The organism is Vibrio sp. ECSMB14106 (genome assembly GCF_000972265.1).
Lineage (GTDB): Bacteria > Pseudomonadota > Gammaproteobacteria > Enterobacterales > Vibrionaceae > Vibrio > Vibrio kanaloae.
The window spans coordinates 40364-54401 of record NZ_LAUM01000027.1; the positions used below are offsets into that span (position 1 = coordinate 40364).

Genomic DNA, 14038 nt, shown 5'->3' on the forward strand with positions numbered 1-14038 from the left:
CTGAATATTAACAGTTTATTAATTAACCAGATGGTTGCCAGGCTCAACCGCGACCAAACCGTTACAAGGACAGAATGATGACTCAATTACAGAATGTTCAAGCAGAAAACGCACTTTACATTGGCGGCGAATGGCAAGCGGGTGTAAGCACCGTTACGAACATTAACCCATCAGATATTTCTGAAAACATCGGTAACTTTGCACAAGCAAGTGCTGAACAAGTTCAACAAGCGATTTCAGCGGCAAAGCACGCTCAACCAGAGTGGGAAAAAACGCCAATTGAACGTAAGCAAGCAGTACTTCAAGCGATTGGTGATGAGCTGATTGCACGTTGCGATGAGCTAGGTACGTTGCTTTCTCGTGAAGAAGGCAAGCCTTTTGCTGAAGGTCGCGGCGAAATTTACCGTGCAGGTCAGTTTTTCCAATACTTCGCGGCTGAAGTGCTTCGCCAAATTGGCGACAACGCAGAATCAGTTCGCCCAGGCGTTTCTGTTGAAGTGACTCGTGAAGCTGTTGGTGTTATTGGCATCATCTCTCCTTGGAACTTCCCGACAGCAACAGCGGCTTGGAAAATCGCTCCTGCGCTTGCTTTCGGTAACAGCGTTATCTGGAAACCAGCAAACCTAACACCAGCAAGTGCGGTTGCGCTTACTGAAATTATCCACCGCCAAGGTATCCCAGCAGGCACGTTCAACCTTGTTCTGGGTAGCGGTTCAACAGTGGGTGATGCACTGATCAACTCTAAAGAAGTGAACGGTGTGAGCTTTACCGGTTCGGTTGATACGGGTCGTAAGGTTGCCGCTGCTACAGCGCCAAACTTCGTTCGTTGCCAACTAGAGATGGGCAGCAAGAACGCACTAGTGGTTGCAGACGATGCTGATATTCAAACAGCGGTTGATGCAACGATTGCAGGTTCGTTCTCTGGCGCAGGTCAAAAATGTACAGCATCTTCTCGTTTAGTGGTTATGGATGGCATTCACGACCAATACGTTGAAGCACTAATCAAACGTATGAGCGAGCTAAAAGTGGGTCACGCACTGGAAGAAGGCGTGTTCATGGGCCCGGTAGTTGATGGCAACCAACTTGAAGCAAACCTAGGTTGGGTTGAGAAAGCACGTCAAAGCGGCGGTGAGCTGGCATTCGGTGGCGAACGCTTGAGCATGAAACACGAAGGTTTCTACATGTCTCCAACGCTGTTCTTGAACACGAAGAACGATTGGGAAGTGAACCAAGAAGAAGTGTTTGCGCCAATGGCTAGCGTGATTCGTGTGGCTGACTTAGAAGAAGCGATTGCGACAACCAACGATACTCGCTTTGGTCTAACGGGCGGCATCATTACTCAAAGCCTACGTACGAGCGCAATGTTCAAGCAACAAGCGCAAACAGGTTGTGTGATGGTGAACCTACCAACAGCAGGCACTGATTACCACGTACCGTTTGGTGGCCGTAAAGAGTCTAGCTTCGGTCCTCGTGAGCAAGGTCAATACGCGAAAGAGTTCTACACAGTAGTGAAGACGGCTTACCAGCGTCCTTACTAGTCAGCTCTCTATTGATAAGAATTGGCCTGATTCATAGAGTCAGGCCAACACCCAAACCCAACACAGCAAATGAAATTAGAGACGTGATTTAACCCATTTTTGAAAACATGTTATTTGAGCGTGTTTTCAAAACCGAGCTAGAACACTGAGCTTTCAATAGGAGTGGTTATGTACCAGCAACGGATTGTTATAGATGGATTGCAATACTGCAATTGGAACAGAGAATACTTCCAAACACTAAAGGCGAGCGGCATTACAGCAGTTCACGCTACCGCGGTTTACCACGAGACAGCTCGTGAAACCTTATCTCGCTTTGCAGAGTGGAACTTAAGATTCGAGCAGAATGCAGACATTATCATGCCGATTCATTCAATGGCTGATGTTGAAACTGCAAAAGCGACCGGCAAAGTCGGCATTTTCCTTGGTGCTCAAAACTGTTCTCCAATCGATGATGAGATTGGTCTTATCGAAGTGATGCGCAAGCAAGGTCTTTTGATCATGCAGCTTACTTACAACAACCAGAGCTTATTGGCGACGGGTTGTTACGAGAAGAACGATACGGGTATTACTCGATTTGGTAAGCAAGCCATCGAAGAGATGAACCGAGTGGGCATGATCATCGATATGTCTCACAGTGCCGAACGCTCAACACTTGAAGCAATTGACCTGTCTTCTCGTCCTATTTGTATCAGCCATGCGAATCCGACGTTCGCTCATGATGCGCTACGAAACAAATCAAACGATGTGATTAAAGCCCTAACCGCACGCGGTGGTTTAATCGGATTCAGCTTATACCCATTCCACCTACCAAACGGCAGCCAATGTACGTTGGAAGACTTCTGCCAGATGGTCGCGACTACCGCTGACATGGTCGGCGTAGAACACCTAGGTATTGGTAGTGACCTATGCTTAAACCAACCTCAAGCTGTTCTTGAATGGATGAGAAATGGTCGTTGGTCTAAAGCAATGGACTACGGTGAAGGCTCTGCAAACAACTCAGGTTGGCCAGATGCGTTGCCTTGGTTCTGCGGTAGTGCGGGTATGGAAAATATATATAACGGATTGATGCGTCATGGTTTCAGCGAGTCTGAAGCTGGGCAAGTCTTGGGAGAAAACTGGTTTAACTTCTTGAAAGATAGCCTAGAGCCGCAAAGCAAGGCTTAAGCGTTTCTCGCTAGTCATCATCTAAAAGGCAGCCTTCTAACAAACGTTCAATGAGCAAGTGCTGCTTAACCAATTTCACTATTCAAAAGGAACAACGGTCTATTTCGCAACGCGGTAACCCAAACATGGATTAGCCTGCCCAACACAAAAAACAATAGGGCAGGTGTTAAATACACCCTTGTAGTCATCATTCAAATGACAGCTGCAAAGAAACCTCTGGAGTCAGAGTATGTCTGATTTAACCAATAGCGTGAAATCTTCAAGCTTAAATGCGGGTCAAGCACACACAGCAAGTAATACAAACAGCAACACAAACCAGTCTGAATCTACGTCAGACAAATTAGGGCTAACCAACCCAGCACTTTGGTACAGCGGCGGTTTTATCGCTCTGTTCGTGGCACTTGCTTTGTTTGATGAGGAGTTGTTATCAAGCCTAGTAAATACGGGCTTTGCATGGTCTGTAAAAGTGTTCGGTCCTTACTGGCAAATGCTTCTTCTTCTGACTTTTCTTATTGGTCTTGGCCTGGCGGCAGGGCGAACAGGCAAGGTTATCCTAGGTGGCATCGCTAAACCTGAAATGGACGGCTTCCGTTGGATGGCGATCATCTTCTGTACGCTACTGGCTGGTGGCGGTGTATTTTGGGCTGCAGCAGAGCCGATTGCACATTACGTTAGCCCACCACCATTGTATGGCGCGCAAGACAATGCACAGCAAGGCGCGGTGAATGCGTTATCACAATCGTTTATGCACTGGGGATTCTTAGCATGGGCCATTGTGGGTAGTTTGACCTCGATTGTGGTTATGCACCTTCACTACGACAAAGGCTTGCCGCTTAAACCTCGTATTCTGCTTTACCCTGTATTAGGCGAAAGAGCACTGCAAGGCCATACAGGCGCATTGATTGATGCATGTTGTATTGTCGCAGTAGCGGCGGGCACCATTGGTCCTATCGGGTTCTTGGGCTTGCAAGTGAGCTACGCACTGAACGAATTATTTGGTATTCCAGACGGTTTTACGACCCAACTGATCATCATCTTGTTTGCGATCGTTCTGTACACATTGTCGGCATTAAGTGGTCTTAACCGCGGAATGCAAATGCTAAGCCGTTACAACGTAATTTTGGCGATGGCATTGATGGTCTATATCCTGATTTTTGGTCCAACAAACTTCATCTTCAATGGCTATATTCAAGGTGTAGGCAGCATGATTGACAACTTCATTCCAATGGCAACATATCGTGGTGACGAAGGTTGGTTGAGCTGGTGGACCGTGTTCTTCTGGGGTTGGTTCTTAGGTTACGGCCCAATGATGGCAATCTTTATTGCTCGTATTTCTCGCGGTCGTAGTATTCGCCAATTAGTATCAACCATTAGTCTTATCGCACCGTTTGTTACTTGCTTTTGGTTCACGATTGTTGGCGGCTCTGGTCTTGCGTTCGAAATCGCAGATCCAGGCAGTGTAAGTAAAGCGTTTGAAGGCTTTAACTTACCAGGCGCGCTACTGGCGGTCACTCAGCAACTACCAATGCCAATGCTTATCTCAATTCTGTTCTTGATCTTAACCACGATCTTCATCGTAACGACCGGTGACTCAATGACTTACACCATCAGTGTAGTTATCAGTGGTGAGACAGAACCGAATGCAATTATTCGTACCTTCTGGGGTGTGATGATGGGGGTAACAGCGTTAATTCTTATTTCCCTAGGCTCTGGCGGTATTTCAGCGCTGCAATCCTTCATTGTTATCACTGCGGTACCGGTGTCCTTTATCTTATTACCATCGCTTTGGAATGCGCCTCAAATCGCAATCAAGATGGCGAAAGAACAAGGTTTATAAAAGAGAAGACGCTGTAAGAAATTGATGAAATAAGAACAAATCAGCCTTTGAAAGAAGGCTGACACAAGATTCCGAAAGGAAGAGGAAAACCGTACTGGTGAAGATACATCGGACGGCATTATTTAGGTGAAGAGGCTTAGTGAGAACAAATAATAATGGGCGAGTTCGCTTGCTTCAATAACTATCAAAAACGTGGAAGCTAACCAGCATACTGTTAATAACAAGTGCTTTAAATGACGGCAACGTCCAGTTCTGAATGGCTAGCAAGTCCCTTATAACTACAAAGGTGGTGAGCAAAATGGATGCACATCGTTCTACCTACACTGAATCAGCACTACGTGACGCAACCGTCGTCATGGCACCGGAAAGACTGGGTGCTATGCACCAAACACGTATCAGCTTCGTAAGAACTCTGATTCGTAAAATGGCGCAACAGCAATGGAAAGTGACTAAGCATGAGTGGCAATTAGACGCTCAAGGTTTTGGTCACGTTATCTATAAGCTAGCGACGCCAAATCATGTTTATCATTTGGTTGTTTTTTGTGATGAAATTGCAGACGACGAACGAAATGACCGCGTAATTGCTGAAAAGTGGGACGTAACGTTTGCGCTTGTTCTTGGTGATGTTGATGTCACCCTACTTGAAAGACTTCGTGCGAATGTACCGCTTCAAGAAGCAGGTCGTAACTCTAACAATGTGCTTGTTTTAGCGCGTGCCAACAAAAGTGTGCGTGTGTTTGAACATATTGTTAGTCATTTGGCTAAAGGTGTCCAGCCAACGCCGAAAGAGCTAGCTGAAGTGGGCTACATCCTACGAACGACTGCGGTATATGGTAATGGAAAATTTGGTATTGCTGATTTTAGAATATTGGAAAACAATCCAGATTTTAACCAGTCGTTCAGTGTTCAAATGTGTGCGGTTTATATGCTACGCGAGTTCAGCCTAGATTGGGTTCATTACCTAGCTGAGCAGCAAGGCGGCGGACAAGCAATTGCCTTGCATAGAGGGTTACAACGTTACCTTGGTGTTGGCAATGCGACAGGTTTAGGCATGGCGCCATACCTTATTAACCACCCAAGGATTGTCGATCAATGGATGACAACCCGTGAACAAGCATTGGCTGCAGTATTGGCGAGTCAGACTGATACGGCGTTGATCGAGCCACTACGTACCTTAGTTAAAAAAGCGATTTGTCATTTAGAGCAAGTCGTTACCATCAATGAAACACAGCAAGAGCTGAACAAAGCTGCTGTTGATGATTTGAAAGAAATAGAACAATCGCTAGAAACGTCTGTCAGTCTGTGTGAGACATGGGCGCAGCTAGTCGAGCAATCTAAGCGCATGAGTATGGAAGCCCAAGAAATCCTTATCTCATGCTTGATGGAATTGTACCCAGAATTAGTGGACGCCCATCAAGAGCAAATGAATTGTAGCGAAACATTGTCGCTTCCTAGTGGTAAAAAGATCCAAGACCTATTGGCTGTGTTAGAAGAAAAGTACCGTTGGGCGATCACCACCGACTTCACGAAAGCAGAGAACAACTACTGGTTCTGGTATCGCTCTCAAGACAAAGAAGAGCCAAGACTCGGTGTTCGAGGTGAAGAGCTGGGTGAAGAGCGTGAATTGCCGTTAGATATCGGCCGCCAAGCTTACCGTTTGTACCATGCTTTATTACAATTCGCGCCAGAGCTTTCATTGGCTGAGTTCCTGGTTAAGCAGCCGCAGCATCGTGCGATTGCGCGCCGTGTGTGGACGTTGGGTAACAAAGCGATGGGCGACATTCAAATGAATGTGCTTCATCAAGATTCGCCGCCAATGCACTTACTGCGTTGTAAGCTTGCGATGTTTGGTGCGACTAAGTTTGATCCTCGCTCAGATCGTTGGGTACGAGTGACGTTTTTCCAAGGAGCGCCATTGCTTGATGAAATTCATCAGGACGAATGGGTGTTCCCAGTCTTACCAAGTGAAGCAGAGCTCGCTGACTCACAAAAAGCTACTACACATATCAACGCTCAACATGGAGGTAAATCGTTATGATCGTTTCTCACAATGAACTGGTAGCGGCCGTCAATAAAGCCTTTTTAGGTATGCGTCGTACATGTGGTGAAGCTGATGTGATAGCGAACATGGTGGCAGATTTACAAGTGGTGGGTTTGGATGGTATTCGTCACTTTAACAATGCAAGCAACTTTATTGGTCTAGAAGACGATTGCCCCGTGGACATTCAAGTGCGTAGCGACAACACCGTTGAAGTGGACCTGCACAAAGCGAGTTTGGCGTGTCATCTTCCTGTGGTGATGGATTACGCGATTGAAAAAATGGTGGGCAAGAAGACGCTGAAAATTGAGCTAAACAACTGCCATAACCGCTGGTTAGCGTACAGTGAGCTTGTAAAACTCGCAGCGAAAGGCATCGCGTGTACCGCACGTTGGGAAAATGGCTCAAACCCTAAGAGCACCTTGTATGTGCTTAACCGTGGTTGTGTTGCTCCAGAACTGTTTTTATCAGATTCGCCACTGACATCGGACGAACATATCCACAATATGACCATCGAACTTTCCGTCCAGGATTTCGATATCGAACGTTTGTCAGTTGGCTACCAAACACACATTGAGTCGGAAGCGCTTTTTAAAACTCAAGAGAAAGCGTGGAACGATGGCATTGAAGTTGATGAGGCAGAGTGGGGCGCGTTAAAAGAAACCGCAACGGCCATTCTTGTCGAAAGCAGCCAACGTTCGATTCAAGGTGCAGGTGAGCTAACAACTTCATAATTTAGTGCTTAGTGCTTAGTGAATCGATAGCATTATTGATAACACACGCTATAACAGATAAAACCAAAGAGCTTAACGTATCCTCACCTCGTTAAGCTCTTTTTATTTGTCTCCCGTTTTCATTCTTCCTCTCAATTGAGCCCCCCTTAAACCTTCTGTTTTGAAACAAGTTGTTACGCGTATAAAGCTAATTTGGCGATTTAATGAAGTACCTTCACATTCAGGTTCAACAAACGGTTTCATTTACAAGCTAGTATGCGTATCTTGCTAAGAAAGGTGCCAAAGGGCGCCGGTTTTATTCGTACCGATGACTTTAGAATCAGATAAAAAGGAATGAAGCGTGCAAGCTAACTTTATTGATGGAACCACCCTGTATCGTCAGCACTCTTTTGAGTTGCCACTCGATTACCAAGCCAAAGATGGACAACAGATCCAAGTCTTCGCACGTGAGCTAGTTGATCTCGCTAAAGATTCGCAAGAACTGCCGTGGCTTATCTACTTTCAGGGCGGTCCAGGCTTTCCATCTCCACGAGTGAGCGGTCAATCAGGTTGGCTAAAGCGTGCATTACAAAACTATCGTGTTCTGCTTCTGGACCAACGTGGTACTGGCAACAGCACGGTTATTAGCCATGAAACCTTGGCGCATTTGTCTCCAGAACAACAAGCTGAATACTTAACGCATTTCAGAGCAGACAATATCATTCGAGACGCGGAAGCGATTCGTGAACAGTTCGGTATTAAACAATGGTCGACGATTGGTCAAAGCTTTGGTGGCTTCTGTACACTGAGCTATTTGTCACTGTTCCCTCAAAGCCTACAGCGCTGCTATGTGACGGGCGGCATTCCTTCTATTGAACGAGAAGCTGACGATGTTTATCGTGCGACTTATAAGCGTGTCGAAGACAAAAACAGAGCCTTCTTTGCTCAGTTCCCACAAGCGCAAGCGATGTGTCGTGAGATCTCTGATTACCTGCTTAACAACGATGTGAGACTGCCAAACGGTCAGGAGTTCACGGTTGAGCAATTCCAACTTATTGGCATTAACCTTGGTGGCGGTGAAGCGAACCTGCCGATGTATTTCACGCTAGAGAGTGCCTTTGTTGAAGTGAATGGTAACAAGCAGTTGAGCTACAGCTTCCTAAATCAAATGCAACAAGAGCAGGGTTATTTAACTAACCCAATTTACGCAATCTTACATGAATCGATTTACTGTCAAGGTACAGCGTCTAACTGGTCTGCACACCGAGTGCGAGAGCAGTATCCACACTTCAACTACCAATCGGGTAGTGAGTTCTGGTTTACTGGAGAAATGGTCTACCCGTGGATGTTTGACCAACTAGAAACGTTGAAGCCATTACGCGAAGCTGCCAATCTATTAGCTGAGAAATCGGATTGGGGTACTTTGTATAATGCAGAGCAGCTGAGCAAGAATACGGTTCCGATGGCGTGTGCGGTTTACGCAGATGACATGTACGTAGAACTGGATTACAGCCGCGAAACACTGGCTAATATTCCAAACTCGAAAGCGTGGGTTACCAACGAGTATGAGCACAATGGTTTGAGAGTGGATGGCGAACGAATTGTCGATAAGTTAATGACGATAGTTGATACATTAGAAAATTTGCCCAAATAATCAATTTTCCCGGCCAGAAACAAGAAAACGCTGCATCCATGCAGCGTTTTTATTAGGTCATCGAACTTAGATATTAAGAACTAGGAGGGGTAGCTTTTAAAACCATTAGGGCTGGATGACGATATCTTGAGTTTCGGTAGTCGTTAAGCTGGCGCGATTCTGTTCGATAAGTTGAGCCGCATAAGAGGGAGTCACAGCTTGAATTTCGCCCTTTGAACGAATGGTTAGTGCTTCCCACGCATGGTCTCTGTATTTGCCAGTTTGTGTATATTCAATAAGTACTCTCATGAGCCTTCCATCTAATGTGTGGTTAACGTGCTACTAACATTAGTCATTTAGATATGGTTACGCACCTGTTAAATATGAAACATAAGATTAACCAAATGTATCGGGCGATAACCTTGATAAATTTGTTATATACATTTGTAACAAGTAATTGTGGGAGGTCGGTACGGTGTGGAGAGGTCAAGGTTATTGTAAGTTTTGCTTAGGGTGAAAGATAGAATATGTTTTTATATAAAAAACGCTGCATATAAGCAGCGTCTTTAACGATGGTATCAAACGATCCGTATAACGGAGTGTTTACTTTTTCAGACCAAGGCTTTTACTTGCAGAAATAGCGGCACTTTCTAGGTCGGTAATACGCCCTGCACTGGCTGGACCTAGGACATTTGAATACAAGGCTAACTGTTTCTCAAATGATAAATCCAATTGGTTATAGAGGTTTTGGCGAATTTGAGCGTGCTGTTGCGGCTCAGCGTTCGATAACCCTTCCAATGTATCGTAGATGAGAGCTGTTGTATCCATAGATGGTCCTTAGTAAACCTTTACAAAATAAGGAGGATTATGCACTCAGTCTCATCTTTGTTCTGCGATATCGATCTCATTATGTGTGAATTGACTGTATTATGTAATCAGTTAGTTAAAACGTTTGGTGGCTGAAATGCCGAAACTGGTGTAATTAGGCTCTCTATAATCAACAAGACGTGGACAATAGTTTTTGTTAGCTACTTGTAGCAGAGAGTATTTGTGCTTATTGTGATAAACAATATTTAACCTATGCCCTCACTAGGAGTCATTGTGGAGTTAGAGATACATCAGGTTGATTCGTTCACAGCCCAAGCTTTTAAAGGAAACCCTGCAGGGGTTTGTATTTCACAGGAGTCCTTGGATGAGTCATTAATGTTTTCAATAGCAGAAGAGATGGCGGTGTCAGAAACAGCTTTTCTGGCACTTAACACCATGACGCTTAGATGGTTCACGCCTGAAGTTGAAGTGAAACTATGCGGACACGGCACTTTGGCTACAGTCCACGTATTGAAAGAACAACGATTTGTGAAAACAGGTGACCGAGTCGTGTTTAATACTTTGTCTGGAGAGTTAGCTGCCACCGTTTGTGAGTCTTCTATCGAGCTTGATTTCCCTAGTACTGATTTATCATCGAGTTCTGATCCCGACGGAGCGTTGCTTGAACATTTGGGCTTAGTACGGAATCAAGTTGTATCATTCAGGGAGTTTGATTCAAAGCAGTTAATAGAAGTCGTCGATGAGCATGTACTATTGAATTTGTCACCTAACTTTGATGCCTTGAAAGGCATTAAGGGGCGAGGAGTTGTTGTGACGGCATTATCGTCAAACCCTGAGCTCGACTTTGTTTCTCGTTACTTTGCTCCATGGGTGGGGGTTAATGAAGACCCTGTAACCGGATCGGCACATTGCGCTCTGACTCAATACTGGTCAGAGAAGTTGAATAAACGCAGTTTTGACGCTTATCAAGCATCGTATCGTGGTGGTTATATTTCTACGAAGTTACAAACGAACGGACGGATTAAGCTGATAGGTACTGCAACCACCGTGATCAGTGGAATGTTGAGGTTGTAGTTTCTAAACAAGTTGTCTTATGAGCTTGTATTTTCTAACTTGCTCTTATTTTCAATGTCTGTTTTTATTAGTCGGGCTTATTCTTCAGTCATGCCTATTTGATTGACTAAATAGCTAAAGTGTCATTGTCATTATTTAAGGAATCGCCGTGTCAGCCTTCTACCTTTCACAAGTGCTCGTCGCCATCGCTATATGTTTCGACTTGTTGTCTTTTCAGTTCAAAGAAAGGAAGAAAATCGTTACGTGTTTGTTTTTCGCTGGTGTTCTTATTTCGAGTCATTTCATTCTTCTTGAGCAATGGACAGCGGCGAGTTTGATGATTATCGCGACTGTACGTTATTTGACGAGTGTGTTCTCGACATCACCTAAATTAAAATACTTCTTTTGTTCTATGTCATTAGTGGCAACAGTTTTTACTTATTCTGGGGTTGTGAGCGTATTAAGTTGTTTGGCTTCAGTTTTTCAAACTTTAGCGGCGTTCAATAAAGACGATCGTCGCTTGAGAGAGTTGATGATAATAGGAACCAGCTTTTGGCTAATTCATAACTATTTGGTTGGTTCTCCAACCGCAGTGGTAATGGAAGTCTTGTTTATATGCAGTAATTTAGTGGGTTATTACCGTTTTTATTTCAAAAAAAGTGCAGTGGTATAAAAGGAGTATGTCGTGGTTAAGATTCGAAACTATCAAGCGAGTGACGCCAAAGCGCTGTGGGACATTTACTTTAATACCGTTCGTAATATTAACGTTCGTGATTACTCTCAAGAACAAGTCGAGGCTTGGGCACCAAGTTATTTTGACTCCGAACTTTGGCAAAAGTGTTTGCACCGTATACAACCCTTCGTGGCCGAGTTAGAGGGAGTTGTGGTTGGTTATAGCGACCTTCAACCGAATGGGTTGATTGATCATTTTTTCTGTCATCATGAATACCAGGGCAAAGGTGTAGGAAGAGCTTTAATGGAACATGTGTTTTTTATTGGTGCAGATCTCGGAGTGACTCGGTTTTTCTCTGAGGTGAGTATTACCGCCAAGCCTTTCTATGAGCACTTTGGTTTTACGGTGGTGAATGAGCAGGAGGTCGACATGCGTGGAGTTAAGCTGACAAATTACGTAATGGAGAAAGTGACCTAATAGCCTAATCTGATTTTAGTTTGGTTATCGCCAATGCTATTTCATATTAAGAGATGAAGAGTGTCGAAAAGTTCAAGCTATGAGCGCCTGTTTGCTTGATACAGACCTTTATTTGAAAGTGTTACTTATTTCGTTGCAAAAGCATCCTTTGTAGTGAGAGTAAAGTTTGTAGCGAAAAAACAATCTGTAGTAAAGGATGAAAGGGCGTGATCCAATCACACCCTCTAAGAATTGTTCGTGTTTATCTCTTTTGCTTACTTTGGCAGTAACACTTTATCGATCACGTGGATTACGCCATTGCTTGCTTCAACGTCTGGCATTGCGACTTTAGCTTTATTAATCATTACGTTACCATTGTCAATTGCTATCATTACAGCTTCCCCTTGCACCGTTTCAGCACTATTAAGCTTCATGACTTCTGTTGCCATTATTTTTCCTGGCACCACATGATATGTGAGCACGGCGACTAACTTGTCCTTATTTTCAGGTTTCAACAACATATCAACCGTACCTTCTGGCAGTGCCGCGAATGCTTCATCGGTTGGTGCAAACACCGTGAAAGGGCCATCGCCTTTCAATGTCTCGACTAAACCTGCCGCTTTCACTGCTGCTACTAAGGTGGTGAAAGAACCATTTTCAGCCGCCACATCAACGATATCTCTCTTCATTTCATGATGGTTAGCTTGAGCAAAAGCGGTTAAAAGAAGTGTTACAAATAGTACTGACAGAGTCTTACTTAAGTTATTAAACATATTGTCGTCCTTTGAGTTTGTCTGTATTTCCGACAATCATTACGAAAGTTTAAACTTAATAGATCAACTTATTGAACCTTCGATCAACATCCTTTTATAGCCAACGTCATCATACGAATAAAAATACACTGCTAAATCATTGTTATAATTTCACTTATCTACGTATAGCTGAAAGTAATTACTCAATTAATGGATGTGAATATGATTTTTTACCTGTTTTACTGTCGGGATTTGCGTCAATGTGGACGCGAAAGGTGGTTTGATAGGTTATCAAGATTGGTCCTAATATCGATTTTTATAACTCCGAGTAAGTGTTAGCAGCTGTTGGTGTCGACTATAAATTCTAACTACACTCAGATTCCAAACTGTGATTTTCATTATTCGCTTAGCTTTCTCTTCATTATTTGTTCAAGTATTTTTAGTTCTTACCACTTTTAAGGTTGTAGGTGCTCGTTGCTATCCGTAATATGAAAAATAGGTTACAGGTAGGAAGAATTAATAAGGAAGTGCTTTGGAAATACAAATTAGACACCTTGAACTCACGGACAATTCAGATATTTTCGATATTTATCGTTATCCATCAGTATCTGAAAATACTTCACAAAAGCCTTTCCTTAGTTCAGACCAAGTTGAAAGGTTGTTTGGACATTCTGACCATTTTTCTTTGGTGGCTGAAGTCTCGGGTAAAGTCGTGGGACATATGACCTTATTCATGACTACGAAGGTCAGAGACAGACACTGCGCAGGGCTTGGTATCGCGATTCATCCTGATGCCCACGGCAAAGGGGTCGGTAAGGCATTAATGCAAGAAGCGATCAATCAGGCGGATAACTGGCTTAATCTAGTGCGCCTTGAACTTGAGGTTCATGCTGATAACCACGCCGCAATTGCTTTGTATGAAGGTGTCGGTTTTCAATTTGAAGGCACTAAAAGGCTCAGTACATTCAAAGCCGGGAAATATATCGATATGTTATTAATGTCGAGAATTCGACCGGATTACCTCTAATATCTCGCTATTTGTTTACCTTTAGTGGACGGATCCTATAGTGATAACTGACAGCCCAAACCGTTTGTTGTTTGGGGATTTTATATAGAATGAACGGTTTATTTATTATTTATCCCAAACCATAGCGCAGCGAAAACTGGATTAATTCAGTATGGTTGTCGAGTTCACAATCTTACTGAGTAATTGGTTAGTGAAATTCCCATCTAATTCTGTATAGTTACAACAGTTTGCTTCGTATAACCCCAATGATATGGTTTGGGGGTCTCTACCAGCTCCCGCAAAGTGCTGATTACGAAGGGTTTAGATCACAATAGTGTTCTTACTCT

General features: G+C 43.9%; 12 protein-coding genes, 1 pseudogene and 1 riboswitch. Of the genes and pseudogenes, 10 read left to right on the forward strand and 3 right to left on the reverse strand.

Going from position 1 to position 14038, the window contains the following annotated elements; all coding sequences use genetic code 11:
• Nucleotides 1–77: 77 nt before the first annotated feature.
• The 6 genes and pseudogenes from WR49_RS16640 to WR49_RS16665 all read left to right on the forward strand — a co-directional run bounded on the left by WR49_RS16640 (nucleotide 78) and on the right by WR49_RS16665 (nucleotide 8944).
• Nucleotides 78–1538, forward strand: coding sequence for an aldehyde dehydrogenase family protein (locus tag WR49_RS16640; RefSeq protein ID WP_046224745.1), 1461 nt, complete (start codon nucleotides 78–80; stop codon nucleotides 1536–1538).
• A gap of 168 nt (nucleotides 1539–1706) precedes the next feature.
• Entirely contained in the window at nucleotides 1707–2702 is a 996-nt protein-coding gene (locus WR49_RS16645) for a membrane dipeptidase (RefSeq protein WP_046224746.1), read from the forward strand.
• Between the two features lie 229 nt (nucleotides 2703–2931).
• Entirely contained in the window at nucleotides 2932–4539 is a 1608-nt protein-coding gene (locus WR49_RS16650) for a BCCT family transporter (RefSeq protein ID WP_046224747.1), read from the forward strand.
• Nucleotides 4540–4772: 233 nt separating this feature from the next.
• A pseudogene (locus WR49_RS16655) lies at nucleotides 4773–6577 on the forward strand (hypothetical protein).
• On the forward strand, nucleotides 6574–7311 hold the full coding sequence (locus WR49_RS16660; RefSeq protein WP_046224749.1) for a DUF3726 domain-containing protein: 738 nt from the start codon (nucleotides 6574–6576) through the stop codon (nucleotides 7309–7311). The pseudogene WR49_RS16655 and the gene WR49_RS16660 overlap by 4 nt, the downstream one beginning before the upstream one ends.
• A gap of 340 nt (nucleotides 7312–7651) precedes the next feature.
• Complete coding sequence (locus WR49_RS16665; protein ID WP_046224750.1) at nucleotides 7652–8944, forward strand: alpha/beta fold hydrolase; 1293 nt, start codon at nucleotides 7652–7654, stop codon at nucleotides 8942–8944.
• A 105-nt stretch (nucleotides 8945–9049) separates the two neighbouring features.
• Here WR49_RS16665 and WR49_RS16670 read toward each other — a convergent pair whose 3' ends face one another.
• Complete coding sequence (locus WR49_RS16670) at nucleotides 9050–9232, reverse strand: hypothetical protein (RefSeq protein ID WP_017058452.1); 183 nt, start codon at nucleotides 9230–9232, stop codon at nucleotides 9050–9052.
• 294 nt (nucleotides 9233–9526) lie between these two features.
• Nucleotides 9527–9751 carry a PAS factor family protein gene (locus WR49_RS16675; protein WP_017058451.1) on the reverse strand — a complete coding sequence of 75 codons (225 nt, stop codon included), beginning with the start codon at nucleotides 9749–9751 and terminating at the stop codon, nucleotides 9527–9529.
• A 273-nt stretch (nucleotides 9752–10024) separates the two neighbouring features.
• Between WR49_RS16675 and WR49_RS16680 the strand changes: the two genes are divergently transcribed.
• From WR49_RS16680 to WR49_RS16690, 3 genes are all read left to right on the forward strand, one after another.
• Nucleotides 10025–10825, forward strand: a complete 801-nt coding sequence (locus WR49_RS16680; protein WP_046224751.1) for a PhzF family phenazine biosynthesis protein — start codon at nucleotides 10025–10027, stop codon at nucleotides 10823–10825.
• Nucleotides 10826–10973: 148 nt separating this feature from the next.
• The gene (locus WR49_RS16685) at nucleotides 10974–11477 is read left to right on the forward strand and encodes a YgjV family protein (protein ID WP_017058449.1); all 504 of its coding nucleotides are present in this window, start codon (nucleotides 10974–10976) and stop codon (nucleotides 11475–11477) included.
• A 12-nt stretch (nucleotides 11478–11489) separates the two neighbouring features.
• On the forward strand, nucleotides 11490–11954 hold the full coding sequence (locus WR49_RS16690; protein WP_046224752.1) for a GNAT family N-acetyltransferase: 465 nt from the start codon (nucleotides 11490–11492) through the stop codon (nucleotides 11952–11954).
• 254 nt (nucleotides 11955–12208) lie between these two features.
• Here WR49_RS16690 and WR49_RS16695 read toward each other — a convergent pair whose 3' ends face one another.
• Nucleotides 12209–12706 carry a fasciclin domain-containing protein gene (locus WR49_RS16695; protein WP_046224753.1) on the reverse strand — a complete coding sequence of 166 codons (498 nt, stop codon included), beginning with the start codon at nucleotides 12704–12706 and terminating at the stop codon, nucleotides 12209–12211.
• Nucleotides 12707–13217: 511 nt separating this feature from the next.
• On the opposite strand from WR49_RS16695, the gene WR49_RS16700 reads away from it, so the two are divergent.
• Nucleotides 13218–13712, forward strand: coding sequence for a GNAT family N-acetyltransferase (locus WR49_RS16700; RefSeq protein WP_017058446.1), 495 nt, complete (start codon nucleotides 13218–13220; stop codon nucleotides 13710–13712).
• A 212-nt stretch (nucleotides 13713–13924) separates the two neighbouring features.
• Nucleotides 13925–14024: riboswitch (purine riboswitch) on the forward strand.
• Nucleotides 14025–14038 lie beyond the last annotated feature (14 nt).

Bases quoted from the DNA above. Each gene is read 5' to 3' on its own strand.
- WR49_RS16695 (WP_046224753.1), bottom strand. From the start codon at position 12,706: ATGTTTAATAACTTAAGTAAGACTCTGTCAGTACTATTTGTAACACTT.
- WR49_RS16650 (WP_046224747.1), top strand. From the start codon at position 2,932: ATGTCTGATTTAACCAATAGCGTGAAATCTTCAAGCTTAAATGCGGGT.
- WR49_RS16640 (WP_046224745.1), top strand. From the start codon at position 78: ATGACTCAATTACAGAATGTTCAAGCAGAAAACGCACTTTACATTGGC.
- WR49_RS16675 (WP_017058451.1), bottom strand. From the start codon at position 9,751: ATGGATACAACAGCTCTCATCTACGATACATTGGAAGGGTTATCGAAC.
- WR49_RS16660 (WP_046224749.1), top strand. From the start codon at position 6,574: ATGATCGTTTCTCACAATGAACTGGTAGCGGCCGTCAATAAAGCCTTT.
- WR49_RS16645 (WP_046224746.1), top strand. From the start codon at position 1,707: ATGTACCAGCAACGGATTGTTATAGATGGATTGCAATACTGCAATTGG.
- WR49_RS16670 (WP_017058452.1), bottom strand. From the start codon at position 9,232: ATGAGAGTACTTATTGAATATACACAAACTGGCAAATACAGAGACCAT.